Consider the following 20,482-nt stretch of genomic DNA (forward strand, 5'->3'; position numbering starts at 1 on the left):
GTGGAGAGGTGGTCAAGATCGATCTGCGCACTGAGATCAAGGAGTTCCTGAGCTCGCGTCGCGCGCGGATCACACCCGAGCGGGCCGGACTGCCCGCCTACGGCGGCAACCGCCGGGTCAAAGGTCTGCGTCGCGAAGAGGTAGCTCTCCTGGCAGGGGTGTCGGTCGACTACTACGTGCGTATGGAGCGCGGCGGCCTCGCCGGCACCTCCGACGGGGTGCTCGACGCGTTGGCCTCTGCCTTGCACCTTGACGAGGCCGAGCGCGATCACCTCTTCCACCTTGCGCGGCGGTCCAGGGCGCCCGGCGGTTCGCGCCGCCGGCGACCCGCCGGGACGGTGCGTCCGGCGCTTCGACAGGTGCTCGATGCCATCACCGACGCGCCGGCGTGGATTTGCAATGGCCGATATGACGTGCTGGCCATGAATCACCTTGCCCGCGCACTGTTTTCACCGGTACTGGCCGACGCGCGACGGCCGGCGAACACCGCGCGGTTCGTGTATCTGGATCCCGAAGCGGCAAAAACGTTCTTCGTCGACTATGACCGAATCGCGCGTGATGTGGCCGCAAAGCTACGCATGGAAGCCGGCCGCAATCCGTACGACGAGGAGCTGGTCGCTCTGGTCGGTGAGTTGTCAACACGGAGTGAACTGTTTCGGCAGCGGTGGGCATCTCAGGACGTTCGGCTCCACCGGTCCGGACGTAAGCGCCTGCACCATCCGGTAGTGGGACAGCTCGACCTGGACGTCGAATCAATGGAACTGTCTGCCGAACCGGGTCTGCTCCTGACTGTCTACACCGCGGCCGCCGGCACGGCGACCGCGGACGGTCTGGCCCTGTTGGCGTCGTGGGCGGCAAGCCAGGAGAAGCCAGCGACCGAGACTCAAGCGCTCAGCTGATATTCCGACCTTTCAGTCCGTCTGAGTCAGCACTGAACAATCGAAGGTGTCGACGCCAAGTGCTTACTCCGATGTCGGCGTTGGCAGTGTCGGCCACCAGTACCGAGATGGGTTGTCACCGGCGGAGCTCGGCCAGGAACGGCACGATGATGGCGGCCATGTCGTCGGGTACTTCCTCGGCGAGGTCGTGTCCGGCGTCGAAGACGTGTCCAGTGACGTCGTGGGCCATGAGCCGCATCTGGGACTCGTTGCGGTCGCCGATGAACGCGGATCCGCCAAGCGCCAGGACGGGGATGTCCAGCTTCTTCTGTGCGGCTTGCCGGTTTTGTTCGGCGTCGACGAGCATCGCCCGGTAGATCGAGAGCATCGCGCGGATGCCGCCAGGCATGGAGTAGCAGCGCACGTACTCGTCGACCGCGTCGGGAGTGGCGGTGTCGGGGTGGCTGCGCTCGTACTTGATCATGTAGGTGATCAGCTCACGCTCGTGCCCGGCGATCAGCATCTCGGGTACGTCCGGCTGGAAGTAGAAGCCCAGATGCCACAGGTGCATGCCGCTGGCGACGTTCTCGGTGGTGAGCGCGGTGTGGTCCTCGAAGCCGAACCCGGGAAACAACGCTTCCGCGAACACCAGAGCGTTGACGTGGCCGCGGTGGCGGGCGGCGAGCTGGTAGCCGATCACCGCTCCCCAGTCCTCGCCCGCCACGGCGTACGTCTCGTGTCCGAGGTGGGCCATCAGCTCGGCGACGTCGTCGCTCATCGTCGCGGAGTCGTAGCCGTCCGCAGGACGGGTGGAGTCGCCGAGACCGCGAAGGTCCGGAACAACGACGGTGTAGTGGGGCGTCAGCTTCGGAACGAGGTGGCGCCAGTGGTAACCGGTCTTGGGCACGCCGTGCAACAGCACCACCGCGGGGCCGGACCCGGCCGCCCGGTAGTGCAGGCTCGTTCCGTTGACTGCGGCACGTCCCGTGCGGACCGGCGTCCCGTCATGGTCGAACATCATGTTTCCCAACTTTCCTGGCGTACTTCGCGGTGCTTTTCTGGATCGATCGATCCAGTTTGAGGGCGGCAAAAATCAGTCGAGAGCGGCCAGGGCGACCTCCACGAGTGGTTCGAGAGTGGAGACGTCCGGGGTGATCTTCGCGGAGACCAGTAGTCCGTTGAGGAAGGTGACAAGGAAGGTGGCCAGCGTGTGCGGGTCGTGCCGCGTCGCGATCTCGCCCCGCTCCGCCGCGATACGCAGCACCTCGACGAGCGCGTCCCGGCTGGCGTCCTGCATGTCCCGCACGGTGCGCCGGGTCGCCGTGTCCTTCGGCAGGCGCTCGCAAGCGGCATTGACGACCAGGCAGCCCCGGCCGTCGTCTTCCACGGCGATCAGGACCCGCTCGACCAGCATCGTGCGGATCATCGACCGGGCGTCCGCCCCCTCCTTGAGGTCGCGCAGGGCGGCCGCCGCGAGGGTGGTTCGGTAGCGCTCCAGCGCCGCCTGGTACAGGCCCTCCTTGTCGCCGAACGCGGCATACAAGGACCCCTGCCCGATCCCCAGGTGCCGGGTCAGGTCCCGTACCGAAGTCGCCTCGTAGCCGCGCGACCAGAACAGCTCCATCGCGCGGCTCACCGCCGCCTCGGTATCGAATTCACGAGTCCTGACCACGACTTCACCCTACCCTTTCTGGATCGAACGATCAAGAAAGGGTAGGGCCGGCCACCCCGGCTACAGAGTCCCGTCGAACACGACGATGCCGTTGGCATCACGCGCTCGAATATGGACCCCTCGCGGGACCGGATCGTTCACCTCTTTCGGAACGAAGGCCACGAAGGTCCCGTCGACCACATCGGTCGTCGAGGTCAGTCCGGCGCCGAAGTCACAGGTCACCGTCACCGCGGTCGCCGGCAGCAGCGTCCCGGCGAAAGGCGTCCGGGCGTTACCCCGGTCACCGCCGTCTTCCACACCGCCCAGTGGCTGCATCGGGATGTTCCGGGGCTGCTCCGGCGGGAGCTCGAAATGGTCTTGGTAGACACGCATCTTCAGCCGGCCGGGACGCCGCGGGTCCGGAACGGTCGTGCACGCCAGGCTCCGGTCGCCCAAACGGCCGAGAACGACCTGATAGCCGTCCTTGTCCAGCAGCGCGCCCGGCTCATAGCCCGCCACGTCGGAGACGGCGTCCACCGCACCGGACAGGCATACGCCCAGCGCACGTCCCGCGGGCGAGGTCCGATCGGCCGGGGCGACCGGGCGATCGACGGCCGAAAGCAGCGGCGCCGGAGCCGGTGGCAGGCTCGTGGTCGTCGCTCCGACGGGCTCGTAGACGGACAGTTGCGTCTTGGCGGGGTCGGTCCAGGAGAACGAGACGAACTGCTGTGTCAGAGGCGAAGCTTCCACGGCGTCCCCGCCGCCGGAATCCTCGGCCTGGAACGCGAGACCCGCACCCCGCAAGGCCGGATCGAGCACCCCGCCGATCAGCCCGGTCGCGCTCTGCAGGAGCAGCCCGGTGCGGGTGCCCGGCACATACGTGGGGGCGGCGTTCGGGTCGGACAGGGTCACGGTGGTCAGCGTCGTCTCGCAGAACATCGGCTTGCCCGCCGCCGTCGCGGCGACGACCGAAACGCCCAGATCGACGTTCGTGAACACGGGAACCCATTCCTCGCGCGGGGGCACTCGGTCCGTCTTGGCCGCGGCCCGCACCGCGGCCCAGCAACGGTCGAGCGAGGACGTCGCCAGCCTGACGTCCAGGTTGAGCTCGCCGGCGGCCGGCGCGGGGCCGGGGTCCGTGCCTTGCTGACGGAGCAGCTGCGTCGAGGCGGCGGCGCCGGACGCGACGAGAACGACCGCCGCGGCGGCGTACCAGATGCGTGCCGGCCGCCGCGGCTTCGCGATCCCCTCGCGGACGGCCGATCGCATCCGGGTGCGGACGTCGTCCGGCATCGGATGGCGAGGTGGGTACACGGGTTCGCCGTTCATTTCTCCTCCAGCAACGTACGCAGCCGGGCTCGTCCCCGGGAAAGATGGGCGCGGACGGTGACCTCGGCGATGCCCAGCAATTCTGCGGCGTCAGCGATGCTCACCTCGGCGGCCAGGCAGAGTTCGACGACGTCGCGCTGCGATCTCGGCAGTGACCGGACGGCTTCGGCGACTTGTCCCAGCCGGCGCTGGCCGTCGATCTTTTCGGCCACCGAATCGGCGTGGTCGGACACGGCGGGCTGGGCCGGGATCTTCCCGAGCAGCCGCAGCCGGCGACGAGCACCGCGATGCTCGTCACGGGCGACATTGGCCGCGACCGTGTAGAGCCACGGCAGGGCGCTGTCCCGCACCAGGGTCACCTCCGCCCGCCGCCGCCACGCGATGAGGAACGTCGTGGACGCCAGGTCCTCGGCGCTGCTCCACGAACCGGTCAAGCGATACGTGTAGTTCCACAGAGCCTCGGCGTGCCGCTCGAACAGCTCACCGAACGCCCCTTCGTCGCCGCCGGCCGCACGGGCCCACAGCTCCCGGTCACCGGTCTGTTCCACCGGTACCCCCGCCCCGATCGCATGGATGCTCACGTCCTGGTTGTGGCCGGCACCGGCCGAACGTTGCGCGCAACTTTCCGGGCCGGGGGAGCCATATCAAGTCATGATCATGGAACAGGTCCGGACGACGGACAACCGGACGACGTCCTGGCGGATGCCCCTGACCGTAGCCGTGCTCTCGGCGGGGGTGTTCCTGCTCGTCCGTCCGCATTTGATCGACGACACGTTCATCACGCTCGCGTACGTGCGCAACGTCGCCTTCCACGGCCACTGGGGCTTGCTCGCCGACGCGACGTCGAACACCGCGACGTCGCCGGCGAACGTGCTCGTCCTGGCGGCCCTGACCATCTTCGTCCGCGACGCCGTCTTCGCCGCCGGAGTGTTGTTCGTGCTGTGCCAGGTCCTGCTCGCCCTGGCGTTGCGCAGGCTCGGCGGGGCGGCGGGGCTGCCGCCCCGGTTCCCTGCTCTGACACTCGCCGCGCTGACCGCGAATCCGCTTCTGCTCTCGTCGATCGGGCTCGAGGTCGCTCTCGGTGCGGCGGTCCTGGGCTGGCTCACCGTGTTCGCCGTCGAAAAGAACCCGTTCGCCTTCGGTCTCGCAGCCGGCGTGCTCGCCCTGGTCCGGCTGGACCTGATCGTGTTCGCGGTGGTGCTCTTCGTCTTCCTCCGTCCCGGCACGGGACGCGCACTGCTCGGAGCCGGGCTGATCACGCTGCCGTGGTTCTGCTTCAGCTGGGTGGTGCTCGGCGCGGCGGTACCGGACACCGTGGTGATCAAGACGCTCCAGGGCGCGCAACACGCCTGGGGTGCCTGGAACTTCGGTAACGGCCCGCTGTTCTACGCGCGGACTTCGCCGGTGATGGCGGCGCTGGCGTTCCTGCCCGCCGTACTCGCTGTCCTCGCCGTGGTGACACTGGCCATCCGGCGGCGCATGATCCCCGCCGGGCTGCGGCCGTTCGCTCTGCTCGCCCTCGGTGGCCTGCTGTACCACCTCGGTTACGTGTCGCTGACGGTCCCGCCCTACCACTGGTATTACGGCCCCGGTCTCACCGTGGCGACCGTTTTCGTCTGCGCCGTAGCGGTCTCCCACCGGATCATGGTCCGCGGGGTGCTCGCGTTGATCGTCGCCGGTCTGATCGCGTACGCGGCTGCCGGGCTTCCCCGCACGTACGCGCCGTTCACGTCGAACTACACGTCGAGCGCGCAGTACGCACGTATCGGAGCAGAATTGGGAACGCTCTCCGGAGGCCGGATCGTCGGCAGCGCGGGCGAAATCGGCATCCTCGCCTACACCTGCGGCTGCCCGGTCGTCGACGTCTTCTCCGACCGCGGCCTGCTGCCGGCCGCGATCGAGGCGCGCGGCAAGGAGAACCGCTGGACCCGCGCGATGCTCCGCGTGAACTACGCCTTCTTCGACTTCGACGTCCGGCCACGCCGTCCCGAACTCGTGCTGCGTCGGCTGGCGACCCCACCACAGGACGCGCTCGCGCACTGGACGCTCGACGCGCCGACACTTGGAAAGCAGGAGCTGTACCTGGTGCCGAACAAGGAGTGACGCCACCGCGACCTGTCGATGACTTGCTCGCTGGTACCCACCAGCCGGTCGGTCGCGCCTCGGCAAAAATTCCGCAGAAAACCGGTCATGGGCTGACCGGTTTAGTCGGCAAAGTGGGTGTCGCGGCCTCATCGACGAGTCCGACTGTCCACGACGGTGCCGGCCCTCGGCCTGTCAGGGGTGCGCCGACACCATCGTCAGAGTTCTTTCGCCGCCTGAACCCTGTAAAGATTGGGAAGAAATTCAATGGTCGATCCAGCCGGCTTTCCCGAGCCCACCCTTGTTCCAGTCAACGGCGTGGAGCTCGAAGTGTTCGAAGCAGGCCGAGAAAACAAGGGAAAGCCCATCGTGCTCTGCCACGGCTGGCCGGAGCACGCCTTCACCTGGCGTTATCAGATGCCCGTCCTCGCCGCGGCCGGCTACCACGTCATCGCGCCGAACCAGCGGGGTTACGGCAACTCCTCTCGCCCGGCCGAGGTGACGGACTACGACATCGAGCACCTGACGGGTGACCTCGTCGCCCTCCTGGATCACTATGGCTACGAGGACGCCACCTTCGTCGGTCATGACTGGGGCGCGTTCGTCGTCTGGGGGCTGACCCTGTTGCACCCCGGCAGGGTGAACAAGCTGATCAACCTGAGCCTGCCTTACCAGGTGCGCGGAGAAACGCCGTGGATCGAGGACATGGAGACCTTCCTCGGCGGAGACTTCTATTTCGTCCACTTCAACCGGCAGCCGGGCGTCGCGGATGCCGTGTTCGACGGCAACACCTCCCAGTTCATCCGCAACCTCTACCGGAAGAACGTGCCCCCCGCACCCCCTGAGCCTGGCATGGCCTTGATCAATCTCGCCAAGGCGGAAACACCACTCGGGGAGCCCGTCATGAGCGACGGCGACCTGGCCGTCATCGTCTCCGCGTTCGAGACGTCGGGGTTCACCGGCGGCATCAACTGGTACCGGAACCTCGACCGCGACTGGCACCAACTGGCGGACGCGGACCCGATCATCAAGCAGCCCACCCTCATGATCTACGGCGATCGGGACCTCGCGGTCCCGAGGTTCGAAAAACTGGCGGAGTTCGTGCCCGAGGTGGAAGTGGTCGGCCTGGACTGCGGTCACTGGATCCAGCAGGAAATGCCCGAAGAGACGAACCGAGTGATTTCAGAATGGCTGGACCGGCAAGGCTAGTGGCTCTGCAGGCGTCGCCCGATCCTTGGCGTATCTCCGCTTAGTCCGGTCAACAGGTCAAGCCGCCAAGACAGGACTTTCCATGCTCTCTGCCTGCGGGACGTCTTGACCGATGGTCTTCTGCGGACTTCACGAGTTTCACAGATGCTGGAGCTGGGCACGAAGGTGGCGCTCTTGACGATGTTCTGGGATGTGTCGGTCATCTGGATGTAGACAGTGTCGGGCTCCACCGGGGACGTCAGCGTTAAGGGAAAGGCCGCGGCCTTGGTCGCGGCGCCAGCTCCCGAGGATGCGATGAAGGTCCTCTCACGATGCGGGCGATGGTGGTTATTTGTTCTTGCAGTAGTTGGACAGGAGTGTGCCGCCGGGCAAGGGGTTGTCCTGGGTGATCCAGATGCAGCCGGTGTAGACCGGTTTCCAGACGCCGCCCCAGCTGGTGTTCGCGTACAACCAGTGCCACTGGCCGTCGGCGGGGACAAGGGTGTAGCCGCTGCCGCCCGCGATCTGTGCTCCGGCCGAGTCGTAGAACGCGGTGACGGCCCAGACACGCCGGTTTTGCCCGCAGTAGGCATGGAAACCACCGGTGGAGCCCCAGTTGTCGAACGCGAGCTGCACGTTCGCGACGTGGCAGTCCGCCAGTGGTGTCGCGCGGGTCTGAGCGGCGTTCGCCGTTGTCGTTCCGATGGCCAGACAGCTCGCTAACAGGGCCACCGTTGTCAAAAGCTTGCGCATGTTTGCTCCATCTTCCCGCTGTTGTCCGGTTTTGCGGTGCATGAAGCGTTGCACTCCCGCGACCATGAGCGCGCGGGCGGTTGTTCCGCCGCAGGGGCAGTGGTTCCTGCCCTTATGGCCGCTTGGATCGTGGTGGAACGTCCTGATGACGCGCCGTCTCACTGCTCATGGGGCTGGAAAGTTCTGGCCGAACCCGTTGCTGCCCGCGCCGGGCCACCGCGATCATCGCGGCCATCCACGATGAAAGGGGTTCATGCCACGGCGATTCCGCGGGCCTTGAAGGTGTCCTCGGCGCCGGGGGCGGCCATCATGGCCTCGTCGCCGCCGTGGATCACGCGGAGGCTGGGCAGCAGGTCCTGTTCGCGCAGGTACTTCCACAGGTCGCCGGTGGCGCCCTTGGCGTGGAGCACGTCGGCGATCCGGAACGGGGCTGGATGAGCTTGTCGATGATCAGCAGCTTGAAGTTGAAGTCGCGGAACATGCCCCATCATCTACCGGACCGCACCGACATTCCGGTACGAGGCAAGCTGAACCCAGGTTAGGGGATTCTTCAGCAGCCGGTGACCGTCTGGCACATCGTGAGTGAGAAGGTGCTCGGATTCGTGCGTCCTTGCCCTTTGCCGGCTATCGGCGCGCGCTGGTGTCGAGGAGCTTGGATTCGATCTCGACGGTGTCGGGGTGGGCCAGTGGTTCGAGGATTTCGAGCGCCCGGGTCCATGCGTCGCAGGCTTCGGGGCGGTTGCCTGCGGCCTGTAACGCGTCGCCGAGGTGGTCGAGAGTTGTTGCTTCCAGGTAGGGACTGCCCAGTTCTTGGAACAGGGCGAGCGAGTCGCGGTAACACTGTGCGGCTTCGGTGTGCTGGCCGACATTGTGGTGTGCGCGTGCGAGGCAGTGGAGGTTGTGGGCTCGGCCGTCTCGGTCTCCGATGCGGTCCAGTAAGGGTTTGGCCTCGCTGCAGTGGGCGAGGGCTTGCTCGTGCCGGCCTGCTTTGCCGTGGTACCAGCCGATGGCGGTGAGCGTGAACGCTTCCCATGCGTGGTCGCCCGCTTCGCGGCATAGCCGTAGTGCGTCCTGGGCGTGCTCCAATGCCCGGGGGTGGCACTGCTGCAGGTCGTAGGCCGAGCTGAGGGAAAAATGGGTGATGGCCATGCCGGTCGTGTCGCCGAGTTGTGTGTAGCCCTCGAGCGCGTGTCGCAGGTGCTTCAGGGCTTGGTCTTGGTTTCCCAACAGGATTTCGGCTCTGCCGAGTAGATGTCGGCTGGTCGCCCGGGCGAGGTCGTCGTCGAGGCGGTCGGCGGCTTCGAGCGCGGTGCGCTGGGACTCGGCGCGCTGCGCCAGGTGCCCTCGTCTGCTCAGGTAGGTGCTGTGTACCCAGGGCAACTGCCAGGCGTGCACGTCCAGGCGTGCGCGGACGGCCGCCGCCGTCGCGGCGAGCAGCGTGGCGTGCTCCGCGGTGAGCCACCGCATGGCCTGGTGATAGTCGGTGACGGGGAGGCGCGGGACGTGGTCCTGTGCCGCGGTGAGTGTGATCGGTGGCCAGTGCGGAGCCAAGTGTCGTTCGGCGGCGAACCCGGTGTGGAGGTAGAAGTCGAGGCATCGGTGCAAGGCCGTTCGCCGTTCGTGCTCGGTGTCCTCCTGCTCGGTCAGCTCGGTCGCGTACGCGCGGAGCAGGTCGTGCGAGCGGAAGCGGCCGAGGCGATGCTCGTCCACGAGATGTGTCCGCGTCAGCTCGTCCAGCAGGGTGCGGGTGCGCGACAGGTCGATCCCGGCCAGCGCGGCCGCGGCGAACCGGTCCGTGTCGGGGCCGGGGTGCAGGCCCAGCAGCCGGAACAGCCGGGCCGCCTCGGGACTCAGCGTCCGGTACGACCAGGAGAACACCGTTCGCACGCTCGATGTGGTGCCGTCCGCTTCCAACGCGTCCAGCCGCGCTCTCTCCTCGTGGAGTTCGTCGGCCAGCGCGCTCAGCGGGAACGCCGGGTTGGCCACCGCGCGACCCGCCACGACCGCCAAGGCCAGCGGAAGCCGGGCGGAGTGCGCGACGAGTCGCGCCACCGCGTCGGGTTCGGCGGCCACCCGGTCGAGTCCCAGCCGCTTGGTGAGAAGTGACACGGCCTCGACCTCGTCGAGCACGGTCAGGGGGACGGGCACGGCTCCCTCGTGGGTGATCAGATCGGTGGCCCGGTCACGGCTGGTGATCACCGTGAGGCAATCCGCGCCACCTGGCAGGAGGGGCCGGATCTGGTCGGCGTCGTAGGCGTTGTCCAGCAGCACCAGCGCTCGTCGGCGGGCCAGCTGACTGCGGTAGAGCGCGGCCCGCGCGTCCGTACCGGCCGGGACGTGCTCTGCCGGCACGCCCAGCGCCTCCAAGAACCCGTGCAGCACATCGGCCGGAGACAGCGGTCTGCCCACCTGATCGAATCCGCGGAGGTTCACGTACAGCTGCCCGTCGGGGAACCGCCCGGCCTCGCGGTGCGCCCAGTGCAGTGCCAACGACGTCTTGCCCGATCCTCCGATACCCGTCACCAGAACGACGCCGGCGGCGTCGTTCAGCGCGTTGTCGAGCAGACCGAGTTCGCGGGTGCGGGAGATGAACCACGGTGATGCCGCCGGTAGCTGCCGTGGCACCGGCACCGGCTGCGGGGCCTGAGCGCGGTGGGCGGCGGGCGGCGGCACCTGCGAGGCGAGCATCTGCTGATGCAGACGTCGCAGCTGATCGCCGGGCTCGACTCCGATCTCCGCCACGAGCCGGGCGTGGAACGTGCGGTACTGCGTCAACGCCTCCGCCCGGCGCCCGCATCGGTACAGGGCGAGCAGGTGCTGACCGGCGAGTCGCTCGTCGAACGGGTTCGCGGCCGTCGCGGTGGTCAGCTCGGCCAGTAGTTCGGCATGCATCCCGAGATTCAGTGCCACGTCGTGACGCTCGACCTGGGCGGTGTACCGCTCCTTCTGCAGTCGATCGCGCACCGACGCCAGCCAGGGGCTGTCCGACTCGGCGAAGGGCACACCTCGCCACAGCCGCAACGCGCGGTCGAACAGGGCCAGCGCTCGCCGTTCTTCGACCGCTTCGCGAGCCTGTCCGAGCAGGCTGCGGAACAGGTACAGGTCGACGGTCTCGATGTCGATCTGCAGCACGTATCCGCCACCTCGGTGAGCGATGTCGAACCCCGCGACGTCCCGCAGGGCGGTCCTGAGCCGGAAGAGGTAGCTGTAGAGGGCATCCCGAGCTCGAAGAGGGGCCCGCTCTCCCCACACACGGTCGACCAGCTGGGTGGCGGTCACCTTGTGGCCGGCCTCGGCAAGCAGGACGGCGAGCACGGACCGCTGGCGCGCGTGCCCGATGTCCAGATCCTGTCCGTCGACCTGGACACGGACGTCGCCGAGAACGGCGAACTCGACCCCCACGACACCTCCTGGCTGCACTCCAAGACCCCCTCTTACCTGCCGATTCAAGATTGACGCGAGATACGTACAGGACTGATCACCCACAGTAGTAGTCCCAAGGGCCGACGCACGTGACGGCCTCAGGACGGAGGACGAACGCATGAGGCTTCACCCCGGTGGGCCGGTGCCGCAGTCGGTCATCGCCGTGGTCCAGCCGGTACTCGTGGTCGCCTCGTCGCTGGCCGGGGCCTGGCTGTGCGCGCACTCATCGCGCGTGCTGGGCGGTGTCCTGCTCGGCGTCGGCTTGTTGCTCTGGCTGACCTCCATTCTCCTCGCCGCACCGCTGGGATGGGTCATGGCGGGGGCGGCGGCCACGGTGATCGCCGCTTTCGCGGCGTGGGAGGGGGTGCACGACGCGGCGTTGTCCGAACGCGGCGTCCGCACGTCCTGCACGGTGCTCGACATCCAGACCCGTCGCGTGCCGATCCGAACCTATGACGGGGAGCACTGGAGCACGACCACGGACACTTACCACGACCATCGTCTCGCCTGCGGGGACGAACGCGAGGAGAACGTGTCTCTGTCCTACCGTGCCGCCGGTGAAGGTGCTCGGCTGGACGTCGTCTACGACCCCACCGGCGCGGTCTCGACCCAGCCTGCCGGTGCGGTGTCGGACGGAACCCTGTCCGCGTGGATCGGTGGTACCTCGTTGCTGGTCGCCGTGGGCGCGCGCGTGCTCGGGGTCGTGCACGACGCGCGGCCCTTCGTCGGCCGCGTCCGGCGGGGGAGACATCGGCGGTCTCGGTCGCCGGAAGGGGTGAGTCGGTCGTGAGCCGGGAACTCGTGGGTGATTCCCGCGGCGGGGAAGCCGGACAGAGGGTGGGGTACGAACCTGATCCGCACCGGCGGATCTTGGTGATTTGCGCGGTGATCGGTGGCGTCCTCGCTCTGGTGCCGTTCCTGCTGTTCCTGACCAAACCGGCACTGGAGATTCCGGCCGGCGCGTTCTCCGACAGCTTCGGACTCACGAAGACCAAGACGTCCCGGTCGTTCGCCGCCGTATTTCTGAACGTCATCCGGCTCCTGATGCTCGTCGTCCTGTATCGGGCGGTGCGCCGTCGTTGGCTCGCCACCCCCGACGCACCGGTGACGCGCGCCCTGGTGGTCATGGCAGCGGCGCTGGCCACGCTGTCCGCCTTCCATCTGATGGTGGCGGCCGTGCAATTCGCCCAGCCGGAGTACCAGGTGTCGGAGATGGTCACCGCGAACATGAACGCCGGCCTCAGTGCCCTGCTGCTGGCGTGCCTGATCCTGGGCGGCGACCGACTCCACCCCAGCCGTGCCGCCGACGGTGAGCGACTGCGGCGACGGGACAGGAACAGTCAGCTGTGGATCGCACTCGCGTGCGGTCTGCCGCCGATCGCGCTCCTGATCAAGATGATCCACGCGAGGGCCGAGAGCGGGGCGGACCTGGTGTCCGCGGCGCTGCTCTCGCTGCCCACGACGGCGATCGCGTTCTGGGCCGTGCACCGGATGCAACGCCATCGGCGGATGCCGTTCCGGATCCTGATCGCCGGATTCGGCTGGGGTGCGGCGGTTGCCGTCGGATACGGAATGGCGCTGCCGGTCCTGTACAACTCCTTGAGCGATCAATTGCTGGGCTTCACCAGGTTCGTCGCGATCATCGACGGTGTCAAAGCGCCCGTCTTCGAGGAACTGGCCAAGGGCGTCGGCGTGCTGCTGATCGCCGTCGTGGCGCGGCGGTGGGTCACCGACGTGGTGTCCGGTCTCGTCGTCGGTGCCAGTGTCGGCCTGGGGTTCAACTTCCTCGAATCCGTGTTGTACATGTCCGCCCCGGGCACGGGCGGCGCCGTCTATCAGCACTGGCTGCGACAGGTGGTCGGGATCATGGTGATGCATGTGGCCTTCTCGGCGCTGGTCGGCGCGGCGATCGGTGCCGCCCGGCAGGTGCGGAACCCGAGGACGAGGCTCGCCGTGATCGGTTGCGGCCTGCTGACCGCGATCTGCGGCCACTACCTGTACAACAGCCTGATCTCTTTGCTGCCGCTGATGTTCCGCGTCAGCGAGCCGGTGTTCGCCATGGTCGTGTTGCCGCTCCTGGCCCTGCTGCTCCTCGGTCCGCTCCTCGTCATGTACCTAGTGCTGCTGCGCCGAGGCCTGCGTTACCAGAGCGCCGCGCTCACCGTCGAACTCCGACACGAGGCGAACAGCGGGCACGCCGCGGTCACCACCGCCGAACTGCCGGTGCTCCTCAACCCCGCTCGCCGGTTCCGCGCCGGCGTCGACGCCTTCCGGTACGGCGGTCCGCGTGCCTACCGCCGGCTGTCCCGCCTGTACCAGGCTCAGCTCGACCTGGGCATGTGCCACTGGCACCAGGCACGCCAGGACCCCGACCGGGCGGACGTGGACCTCGCACCGCTGCGGCGGCACATCCAAGACCTCAAGACCGGCCACGAAATCCGCACGGGAAGGGTCCGACATGCGTGACGTGCTCGGGCGGGTCACCCTCCTCGTGACCACCGTCTTCACCGGGCTGCTGTTCACCCCGGCCACCGCGCTCGCCCAGTGCACCAGCGGTCTGGTCAACACCCTGGACAGCTCGGGAAACGAGGGCTGCGGCGGTATCTACCCCGCGGTCGGCTCGGTGATCGCGGTGGCCGCCGCCCTCGGCGCCGCCGCGATTCACGCCGCGCTCAGCTATGCCCGAGGTGGTGCGCCACTACCCGAGGAGCAGAACCACTGCACCTACTTGAAAGCGGACGGAAGTCACGAGCTGCGCGCCAATCCCCTCATGGACGAATTCATCCACGGTGACGTGCGTGGCGACGTGTTCATGAAGGGCGGGACCATCGACGGCAACGTGTACGGCAATGTGGTCATGTGGGACGGCGCAACCATCACCGGCATCGTGTTCGGTGACGTCGCCCAGCTCGGCCGGCACAACGTCATCGGCGAAATAGGCCCGGCAGATGCGAATTCGATCGGTGGCGACGTCCGCGGCAATGTACTCCAGACAGCACGTGTCACGGGCACGATCACCATCGGTGGCCGCACGATCCCTTCACCGGTCAGGTGATGCGCTCACCGTCGTGTGGCTGTGGAGTGCGGTGGCGTACCAGCGGGACGTGTTGTTCATCAAACGGGTTGTTCGGCATCTTTAAGGAGAATTAGTGGAGTTCGACTTTTATGTCACCGAGCTCGGGAGCCTGCTGGGCGGCTGGACGGTCGACGTGGTCGGCGCCGAACTGAGTGAGCACAGCCGGTTGCTGTGCGCCAAGGCCTCCCGTTCATCACACTCCATCTCGGACAGACTCGTCAGAGCGAATCGGGAGGACCGAGATCGCTGGTGCTCGGCGACCGACCGACTGCTGGTGGAGATCCACGCCTTGCAGGAACGTGAGGAAGCCGTCAGCCGCCACCTGCGGGCGCCGTTCCGGGGTGGCCTGAGGTGGCGGATCAAGTACGCACGGCGGAACTGGTTGCTGCGAAAGGGATATGACGTGGCGAGCGCGCGGCTACGGTCGGACTTCAATGCCGCTCTCGCGGCCCACCAGAAGAGCATGGGTGACCTTCCCGGCTACCTGGAGGAGTACGCCATGCGGGAGAAGGAGCGCGAACGACGAGAGGAGGAGCTGGCCAGGAAGAAGCGTGCGGAGGCCATCGATGGCGTGTCCGGCCCGGTGTGGGCCTACGAGATTCGCAAGCACTCAGGCGGACGCCGCAGCTTCTGGATCTATCTGAGGAGCCTGGACGCCGAAGGCGGCAATAGCCATACCGCGCAGGAGGTCCACGCCGCGCTGACCGCGGAACGGGCCGAACATCGCTACACCGGAGTGCGTTGGGGGCAGGAGACCGCTCGTGCGTTGGAGGAGAAATACCAAACCGTGGTATCGGGGTGGGCGCGGCTCACCGGCGAAGTGATCATCGCACATCCCCACGACCCGAGTAGTCCGCAGATCTGGTCGAAGTACCACGGCGGGCCCTCGAGCAACTACGGCAGTGGCAGCTTCTGACGCGGCCGGATCGGTCATCGACGCCGGAGCGGCAGCATCGCGTTGACTACTCGACGACTACGTCGATTCCGCCTCAGAAGCGGGGGAGCTCCAGCAGGTTGTTCTTCCAGATCCCGTCCGCCCGCGTGCGGAGGAACTCGGGGCCGAAGGTCGGCTTGATGATCTCCACCGCCACCCGGTGGATTCCCTCGTCCACGTAGGCCTTCCCGTCGTCGTCCTCGATCCACGCCACGATCGCCGAAACGAAACTCTCGCCGGTCTCGCCGCTGCCGGGGTTGATCCAGCGCAGTTTCGTGATGCTTTCGTGGAACTTCCCGCCTTCGAGCCGCGCTGCGATGATCTTGATGGCCATGGTGCTGCCTCCCCGGCTGGGTGCCCTCGAAGCGAACAGGGGTAATGCTGTACTCGCCACCTGTCGGCACCCCGTTACGCCGTCCGGTCGCCGTGCCTCGAACGTTACGAGTTCGAGCGCCGCCCGTCCGTTCTGAGTCAGATGACGCAGACCGCGCGCGTTCCCGCATGTCACAGTCCTCGCGCCGGCCGGGAACACCAGCCGGAAGAGAGGGAAACAGACATGTGCGCTGCCCACAAGACATCGGCCGGGTTCCTGGGTGCGGCGGGAATCGCCCTGGCCGCGATGGCATTGGCCGGTTGCGCGCCGGACCCGGCACCGCAGGCCGCCCCGGCGCCCCCGCCGGTGACGACCTCGTCACCCGCCGCGGATTCGGCCGCGACGGTGGCCTGGATGAACGGATTCTGCGGCGCGGTCCGGGATTTCGTCGACGGCAACAACAAGATGCCTTCGGCGAGCGGTGAAACCGTCGAGGCCATCAAGAAGAGCACGAGCGACCAGCTCGGGCACTACTCGACCATTCTGTCCAAGACGGTCGACGGTCTCAGCGCCCTGCCCGCCTCGCCGGTTCCGGCGGGGGAGACGGCGAAGCAGGAGTTCCTCGGGAAGTACACCGCGGCGCGCGACAAGACCGTGAAGGCGAAGGCCGACCTGGACGCGTCCGGGAAGAACGACACCGCGGCACAGGGCCGGGCGGTCGAGGGGCTCATCGCCGCCCAGAAGGACACGAACGGCGCGCTCGACCCGGTCGCGGCCATTCTGGGAGCGCCCGAACTGAAGACGGCCGCGGCGACCGCGGAACGCTGCCGTCCGTGAACGCGCTGGGTCTCGTGAGTGGCAAGGACGGTTAGAACCGTCCCTGCCACTCACGAGGTCACTCGTCGGTGAGAATCTTGCGGAGCCGCGTCAAAGCCCGGTGCTGCGCCACCCGCACGGCACCCGCCGTCGATCCGACCACGCCGGCGGTCTCCTCCGCCGAAAGGCCGACGACGATCCGCAACACGACGATCTCCCGCTGCTTGTCCGGCAGGATCCGCAGCAGTTCCCCCATCCGGTCGCTCAGTTCGTTGTGCAGCGCGTGTTGTTCGGGGCTCGCGGTATCCGAGACCCCGTCGGGGACTTCGGCGACGGGTTCGGTGCGGTTGCGGGCGGCGGCGCGGCGGGCGTCGGCGACCTTGTGCTGGGCGATGCCGTAGACGAAGGCGAGGAACGGCCGTCCTCGTTCGCGGTAGGTGGGCAGCGCGCGGAGGATCGCCACGCAGACCTCCTGCGCGACGTCGTCCGCCGAGGCGTACGTCCGTTCCTGTCTGCCGATCCGTGCCCGGCAGTACCGGATCACGATCGGGCGGATGGTGGTCAGCAGGTGGTCCAGCGCGCGCCGGTCGCCCTGTCCCGCGGCCGCGACGGGACCGTCGAGGGTGTACCAGTGATCCGGCGTCACCTGCTCGGGCTCCGCCTCCGTCGGGGTGCCCGGCTCCACCAGGGCCAGGTCCCGGATCATCGCGCGGTTCTTGATCCGGGACAGGGTGTCTTCGACGTCGAGCCCCACCCGCAGCGCGTCGACGAAGGCCCCGTTGGCGCTGTCCAGGCGGCCGACGAACCCGGGGTCGTGCTCCTCCAGCCGGCCGCGCGCGTGACGCAGCGTCGCGCTGACGGCCTCGTCCGCGATCCCGAGCACCCCGGCGATCTCCCGGGAGGTGAAGCCGTCCAGTGACCAGGCCATGCCGAGCTGCTGGCGTTTCGGCAGCCGCCCCAGCATGGTCAGGACGGAGGACGCCTCGTCGGCGAGGACGGTGAGCTTGTCCTCCCGGCCGGCGTCGGCGAAGGCCCAGTCGGCCCGGACCGCGGTCTGTTCCTTCGCACGCCGGTGCCCGACGCGGCGAACCCATGATTTCGGCTGGTTGATGGTCTGCCAGTCCTCGTAGGCGTTGAGCATCGCCTCCGCCGCCGCGTCCCGCGCCGGGTCGAGCGCGAAGCCCGCCTTGCACAAGAAGCCGGTGAGCAGCGGAAATTCGCTGTGAAAGAACTCGTCGAACTCTTCCTGGCCCATCACCCGCACTCACCGCTCCCAGCCGCCTGACGCGAATGCCCTCACAGGACAGGTGCAGTGAGCGGGCCGCTGAGTGTAACGATTCGGTGAAGGTGATGTTTGCGCCACGTACCGGGGTGGATACCCGGCTTCGAGCGGAAGTCGTTTGACGCGGAAGGGAAAATCGAAGAAAAGGAGGTGATAGGAAAATGGAAACGAGGATGGCCGGTGACCTGAGTGAGGCCGCTTGCCGCGGTGAGGATCCCGAACTGTTCTTCCCGGTCACCGAAACCGGTCCCGGCGCACGGCAGGCGAACAGGGCGAAGGCCGTGTGCGCACGGTGCCCGGTGATTTCGGCCTGCCTGGCCTACGCCTTGGACAACGGACTCGCCCATGGCGTTTTCGGCGGGCTGACCGGTAGCGAGCGGCGCCGCCCGATTCGTGTCGGCAGCGCTGCCTGAATCCACTCGAACGCGCGACTGAATTTCCGTCCGTTGTTTTCGCGCGCGAAAAAAGAGGGGCCCGGTTCGGTGAACCGGGCCCCTCTCTCGTGGTGGTCAGGCGACGGCGTCGGCGGCCGTCTCCTCGGCCAGCCGCTCGTTCCCCGACTGGGTCTTGAGCGGCTTGTGCTTGAGGAAGGCGACGGCGACGATGACCAGCAGCGCGATCGGCGCGCTGATCAGGAACAACTCGCTGGTCGCTTCCCCGTACGCGTTGCGGACGACGTTCGCGACCGGTTCGGGCAGCGTGGCGATGTTCGGCACCGCGCCGCCTTCGCCGCCACCGGGCAGCGGCCCGAGGTCCTCGGTGATCAGCGCGGTGACCCGGTTCGCGAGCACCGCGCCCAGCGCGCTGACCCCGATCGAGCCGCCGAGACTGCGGAAGAACGACAGCGTGGAGGTCGCCGTGCCGAGGTCCTGTGCGTCGACGTCGTTCTGCGCCACCAGGACCAGGTTCTGCATCAGCATGCCGACGCCCACGCCCAGCACCACCATGTAGGCGCCGAGGACGACGAGGTTCGTCTTGGAGTCGAGCGTGCCCAGCAGGGCGAGGCCCGCCGTCATCAAGGCCGAGCCGAGCAGCAGGTGGCTCTTCCACTTGCCGGTCCGGCTGATCAGCTGGCCCGACACCGTGGACGACACGAGGAGGCCGAAGATCATCGGCAGGCTCAGCAGCCCGGCCACCGTCGGCGACTTGCCGAGCGACAGCTGGAAGTACTGCGACAGGAACACCGTTCCGCCGAACATCGCGACGCCGACGAGGAAGCTCGCGAGGGTGGTCAGGGTGACCGTGCGGTTGCGGAACAGCCCGAGCGGCAGGATCGGCTCGGCCACCTTCGACTCGACGTAGACGGCGAGGGCGAGGATGAGCACGCCCGCGGTCACCAGGCCGGCCGTCCACGCCGAGCCCCACGCGAACTGGTGCCCGGCCAGCGAAGACCAGACCAGCAGGGTCGAGACCCCTGCCATGATCAGGAACGCGCCGAGGTAGTCGACCTTCACGTCACGCCGGACCGTCGGCAGGTTCAAGGTGCGCTGCAGCAGCAGGATCGCCGCGATCGCGAACGGCACGCCGAGGAAGAAGCACCAGCGCCAGCCGAGCCACGAGGTGTCCACCATGACGCCGCCGATCAGCGGGCCCGCGATCGTCCCGACCGCGAAGACGGCACCGAAGACGCCCGAATACTTACCGAGTTCACGCGGCGAAACGATGGCCGCCATGATCACCTGCGCGAGCGCGGTGAGCCCGCCCGCGCCGATGCCCTGCGCGACCCGGCTGCCGATCAGGAGCTCGATGTTGCCCGCGAACCCGGCGACCAGCGAGCCGACCACGAACAGCCCGAGCGAGAGCTGGATCAGCAGCTTCTTGTTGTACAGGTCGGAAAGCTTGCCCCAGAGCGGAACCGTCGCGGTCATCGCGAGCAGTTCGGTGGTGACCACCCAGGTGTAGGACGACTGCGAGCCGCCGAGTTCGGAAACGATCCGCGGCAGCGCGTTCGCGACCACCGTCGAGGCGAGGATGGCGACGAACATGCCCATCATCAGCCCCGACATGGCTTCGAGGACCTGTTTGCGGCCCATCGAATCCGGTGGCGATTCCGGTTCTCGTGATTCGGTCATGGATGCGGACATGGTCGTCCCCCTTCGTGTTCTGGGATGCCGGGCGCGTCAGCGCGCGCGGCCGCCGGGCTCCGGGAGCCCGGCGAGAAGCATTTCGACGGCTTCGTCCAGCAGGTCGAGCGCGGACACCCGGCCGTCGTGCCGGGACCAGAGGATGAGCACGGCGTTGACGGCGCCGCCGAGCGTGGACAACAGCAACGTCGGATACAGGTCGTCCCGGGGATCCACGCCGGCGCGGCGCGCGATCGCCTCGATGGTCGGCGCGATGGTGTCGTGGTTCATCGCCACCGCGCGCGAATGCAGGGTGGCGTTCTCCTGGATCGCCTTCATCCGGCCGAGCCACTCTTCGCGGTTCTCGTCGATCTGGGCGAAGTCCTCTTTCAGTGCGGCGACGAAAGCGCGCGGGATGCTGACTTCCTTCGGCGCGGCGAGGAACTTCTCGATGACGCGCTGCGAACGTTCGGCGTTGTCCGCGTGCGCGATGACGACAGCGTCCTCTTTGGACGCGAAGTAGTTGAAGAAGGTGCGAGACGAGACCCCCGCCGCCGCGCTGATGTCCTCGACCGTCACCTGGTCCAGACCTCGTTCGGCGACGAGCCGGACGGCGGTGGTCGCCAGTGCGCGGTGGGTTTCCAGCCGCTTGCGCTCGCGGAGGCCTTTGACGGGTTCGGGCATGAGCACCACG

General features: G+C 67.6%; 20 protein-coding genes. 9 read left to right on the forward strand and 11 right to left on the reverse strand.

What is annotated here, in order from left to right:
* The first annotated feature begins 8 nt into the window (after nucleotides 1-8).
* Nucleotides 9-899 (forward strand): helix-turn-helix transcriptional regulator, encoded by an 891-nt coding sequence (locus tag BKN51_RS03480; RefSeq protein ID WP_101606238.1) that lies wholly within the window; start codon nucleotides 9-11, stop codon nucleotides 897-899.
* Nucleotides 900-1,014: 115 nt separating this feature from the next.
* Here BKN51_RS03480 and BKN51_RS03485 read toward each other — a convergent pair whose 3' ends face one another.
* The 4 genes from BKN51_RS03485 to BKN51_RS03500 all read right to left on the reverse strand — a co-directional run bounded on the left by BKN51_RS03485 (nucleotide 1,015) and on the right by BKN51_RS03500 (nucleotide 4,439).
* Nucleotides 1,015-1,899 carry an alpha/beta fold hydrolase gene (locus BKN51_RS03485; protein ID WP_168214248.1) on the reverse strand — a complete coding sequence of 295 codons (885 nt, stop codon included), beginning with the start codon at nucleotides 1,897-1,899 and terminating at the stop codon, nucleotides 1,015-1,017.
* Nucleotides 1,900-1,971: 72 nt separating this feature from the next.
* The gene (locus BKN51_RS03490) at nucleotides 1,972-2,550 is read right to left on the reverse strand and encodes a TetR/AcrR family transcriptional regulator (RefSeq protein ID WP_101606239.1); all 579 of its coding nucleotides are present in this window, start codon (nucleotides 2,548-2,550) and stop codon (nucleotides 1,972-1,974) included.
* 60 nt (nucleotides 2,551-2,610) lie between these two features.
* Nucleotides 2,611-3,858, reverse strand: a complete 1,248-nt coding sequence (locus BKN51_RS03495) for a hypothetical protein (protein WP_101606240.1) — start codon at nucleotides 3,856-3,858, stop codon at nucleotides 2,611-2,613.
* On the reverse strand, nucleotides 3,855-4,439 hold the full coding sequence (locus tag BKN51_RS03500; RefSeq protein ID WP_168214249.1) for an RNA polymerase sigma factor: 585 nt from the start codon (nucleotides 4,437-4,439) through the stop codon (nucleotides 3,855-3,857). The genes BKN51_RS03495 and BKN51_RS03500 overlap by 4 nt, the downstream gene beginning before the upstream one ends.
* 70 nt (nucleotides 4,440-4,509) lie before the next feature.
* Here BKN51_RS03500 and BKN51_RS03505 point away from each other — a divergent pair, with 70 nt between their 5' ends.
* Both BKN51_RS03505 and BKN51_RS03510 read left to right on the forward strand, forming a co-directional pair.
* On the forward strand, nucleotides 4,510-5,961 hold the full coding sequence (locus tag BKN51_RS03505) for a hypothetical protein (RefSeq protein WP_101606242.1): 1,452 nt from the start codon (nucleotides 4,510-4,512) through the stop codon (nucleotides 5,959-5,961).
* 297 nt (nucleotides 5,962-6,258) lie between these two features.
* Complete coding sequence (locus BKN51_RS03510; RefSeq protein WP_233224240.1) at nucleotides 6,259-7,149, forward strand: alpha/beta fold hydrolase; 891 nt, start codon at nucleotides 6,259-6,261, stop codon at nucleotides 7,147-7,149.
* A gap of 327 nt (nucleotides 7,150-7,476) precedes the next feature.
* Here the strand turns inward: BKN51_RS03510 and BKN51_RS03515 are convergent, their stop codons facing one another.
* From BKN51_RS03515 to BKN51_RS03520, 3 genes are all read right to left on the reverse strand, one after another.
* Nucleotides 7,477-7,881 carry a hypothetical protein gene (locus BKN51_RS03515; RefSeq protein ID WP_101606244.1) on the reverse strand — a complete coding sequence of 135 codons (405 nt, stop codon included), beginning with the start codon at nucleotides 7,879-7,881 and terminating at the stop codon, nucleotides 7,477-7,479.
* A gap of 251 nt (nucleotides 7,882-8,132) precedes the next feature.
* Nucleotides 8,133-8,291, reverse strand: coding sequence for a hypothetical protein (locus BKN51_RS42960; protein WP_158255828.1), 159 nt, complete (start codon nucleotides 8,289-8,291; stop codon nucleotides 8,133-8,135).
* Between the two features lie 214 nt (nucleotides 8,292-8,505).
* Nucleotides 8,506-11,283: an AfsR/SARP family transcriptional regulator gene (locus tag BKN51_RS03520; protein WP_158255829.1), complete on the reverse strand. Its 2,778-nt coding sequence runs from the start codon at nucleotides 11,281-11,283 to the stop codon at nucleotides 8,506-8,508.
* A 139-nt stretch (nucleotides 11,284-11,422) separates the two neighbouring features.
* On the opposite strand from BKN51_RS03520, the gene BKN51_RS03525 reads away from it, so the two are divergent.
* The 4 genes from BKN51_RS03525 (at nucleotide 11,423) to BKN51_RS03540 (ending at nucleotide 15,296) form a co-directional block, all read left to right on the forward strand.
* On the forward strand, nucleotides 11,423-12,094 hold the full coding sequence (locus BKN51_RS03525) for a hypothetical protein (RefSeq protein WP_146044429.1): 672 nt from the start codon (nucleotides 11,423-11,425) through the stop codon (nucleotides 12,092-12,094).
* The gene (locus BKN51_RS03530; RefSeq protein WP_101606247.1) at nucleotides 12,091-13,770 is read left to right on the forward strand and encodes a PrsW family intramembrane metalloprotease; all 1,680 of its coding nucleotides are present in this window, start codon (nucleotides 12,091-12,093) and stop codon (nucleotides 13,768-13,770) included. The genes BKN51_RS03525 and BKN51_RS03530 overlap by 4 nt, the downstream gene beginning before the upstream one ends.
* The gene (locus BKN51_RS03535) at nucleotides 13,763-14,359 is read left to right on the forward strand and encodes a hypothetical protein (protein WP_101606248.1); all 597 of its coding nucleotides are present in this window, start codon (nucleotides 13,763-13,765) and stop codon (nucleotides 14,357-14,359) included. Before BKN51_RS03530 ends, BKN51_RS03535 begins: the two co-directional genes overlap by 8 nt.
* 94 nt (nucleotides 14,360-14,453) lie before the next feature.
* Nucleotides 14,454-15,296, forward strand: a complete 843-nt coding sequence (locus BKN51_RS03540) for a hypothetical protein (protein WP_101606249.1) — start codon at nucleotides 14,454-14,456, stop codon at nucleotides 15,294-15,296.
* 73 nt (nucleotides 15,297-15,369) lie between these two features.
* Here the strand turns inward: BKN51_RS03540 and BKN51_RS03545 are convergent, their stop codons facing one another.
* The gene (locus tag BKN51_RS03545) at nucleotides 15,370-15,648 is read right to left on the reverse strand and encodes a DUF3892 domain-containing protein (protein ID WP_101606250.1); all 279 of its coding nucleotides are present in this window, start codon (nucleotides 15,646-15,648) and stop codon (nucleotides 15,370-15,372) included.
* 222 nt (nucleotides 15,649-15,870) lie between these two features.
* Between BKN51_RS03545 and BKN51_RS03550 the strand changes: the two genes are divergently transcribed.
* The gene (locus BKN51_RS03550) at nucleotides 15,871-16,464 is read left to right on the forward strand and encodes a hypothetical protein (protein WP_101606251.1); all 594 of its coding nucleotides are present in this window, start codon (nucleotides 15,871-15,873) and stop codon (nucleotides 16,462-16,464) included.
* A 58-nt stretch (nucleotides 16,465-16,522) separates the two neighbouring features.
* Here BKN51_RS03550 and shbA read toward each other — a convergent pair whose 3' ends face one another.
* The gene (gene shbA, locus BKN51_RS44765) at nucleotides 16,523-17,698 is read right to left on the reverse strand and encodes an RNA polymerase sigma factor ShbA (RefSeq protein ID WP_174720525.1); all 1,176 of its coding nucleotides are present in this window, start codon (nucleotides 17,696-17,698) and stop codon (nucleotides 16,523-16,525) included.
* A gap of 188 nt (nucleotides 17,699-17,886) precedes the next feature.
* Here shbA and BKN51_RS03560 point away from each other — a divergent pair, with 188 nt between their 5' ends.
* The gene (locus BKN51_RS03560) at nucleotides 17,887-18,138 is read left to right on the forward strand and encodes a WhiB family transcriptional regulator (RefSeq protein WP_101606252.1); all 252 of its coding nucleotides are present in this window, start codon (nucleotides 17,887-17,889) and stop codon (nucleotides 18,136-18,138) included.
* Between the two features lie 96 nt (nucleotides 18,139-18,234).
* Here BKN51_RS03560 and BKN51_RS03565 read toward each other — a convergent pair whose 3' ends face one another.
* Nucleotides 18,235-19,809 (reverse strand): MDR family MFS transporter, encoded by a 1,575-nt coding sequence (locus tag BKN51_RS03565; RefSeq protein ID WP_101606253.1) that lies wholly within the window; start codon nucleotides 19,807-19,809, stop codon nucleotides 18,235-18,237.
* A 36-nt stretch (nucleotides 19,810-19,845) separates the two neighbouring features.
* Nucleotides 19,846-20,472 (reverse strand): TetR/AcrR family transcriptional regulator, encoded by a 627-nt coding sequence (locus tag BKN51_RS03570; protein WP_101606254.1) that lies wholly within the window; start codon nucleotides 20,470-20,472, stop codon nucleotides 19,846-19,848.
* Nucleotides 20,473-20,482 lie beyond the last annotated feature (10 nt).

It is taken from the genome of Amycolatopsis sp. BJA-103, assembly GCF_002849735.1.
Classification (GTDB): Bacteria; Actinomycetota; Actinomycetes; order Mycobacteriales; family Pseudonocardiaceae; genus Amycolatopsis.

Bases quoted from the DNA above. Each gene is read 5' to 3' on its own strand.
- BKN51_RS03485 (WP_168214248.1), bottom strand. From the start codon at position 1,899: ATGATGTTCGACCATGACGGGACGCCGGTCCGCACGGGACGTGCCGCA.
- BKN51_RS03495 (WP_101606240.1), bottom strand. From the start codon at position 3,858: ATGAACGGCGAACCCGTGTACCCACCTCGCCATCCGATGCCGGACGAC.
- BKN51_RS03505 (WP_101606242.1), top strand. From the start codon at position 4,510: ATGATCATGGAACAGGTCCGGACGACGGACAACCGGACGACGTCCTGG.
- BKN51_RS03515 (WP_101606244.1), bottom strand. From the start codon at position 7,881: ATGCGCAAGCTTTTGACAACGGTGGCCCTGTTAGCGAGCTGTCTGGCC.
- BKN51_RS03525 (WP_146044429.1), top strand. From the start codon at position 11,423: ATGAGGCTTCACCCCGGTGGGCCGGTGCCGCAGTCGGTCATCGCCGTG.
- BKN51_RS03535 (WP_101606248.1), top strand. From the start codon at position 13,763: ATGCGTGACGTGCTCGGGCGGGTCACCCTCCTCGTGACCACCGTCTTC.
- BKN51_RS03545 (WP_101606250.1), bottom strand. From the start codon at position 15,648: ATGGCCATCAAGATCATCGCAGCGCGGCTCGAAGGCGGGAAGTTCCAC.
- BKN51_RS03550 (WP_101606251.1), top strand. From the start codon at position 15,871: ATGTGCGCTGCCCACAAGACATCGGCCGGGTTCCTGGGTGCGGCGGGA.
- shbA (WP_174720525.1), bottom strand. From the start codon at position 17,698: ATGGGCCAGGAAGAGTTCGACGAGTTCTTTCACAGCGAATTTCCGCTG.
- BKN51_RS03560 (WP_101606252.1), top strand. From the start codon at position 17,887: ATGGAAACGAGGATGGCCGGTGACCTGAGTGAGGCCGCTTGCCGCGGT.
- BKN51_RS03565 (WP_101606253.1), bottom strand. From the start codon at position 19,809: ATGTCCGCATCCATGACCGAATCACGAGAACCGGAATCGCCACCGGAT.
- BKN51_RS03570 (WP_101606254.1), bottom strand. From the start codon at position 20,472: ATGCCCGAACCCGTCAAAGGCCTCCGCGAGCGCAAGCGGCTGGAAACC.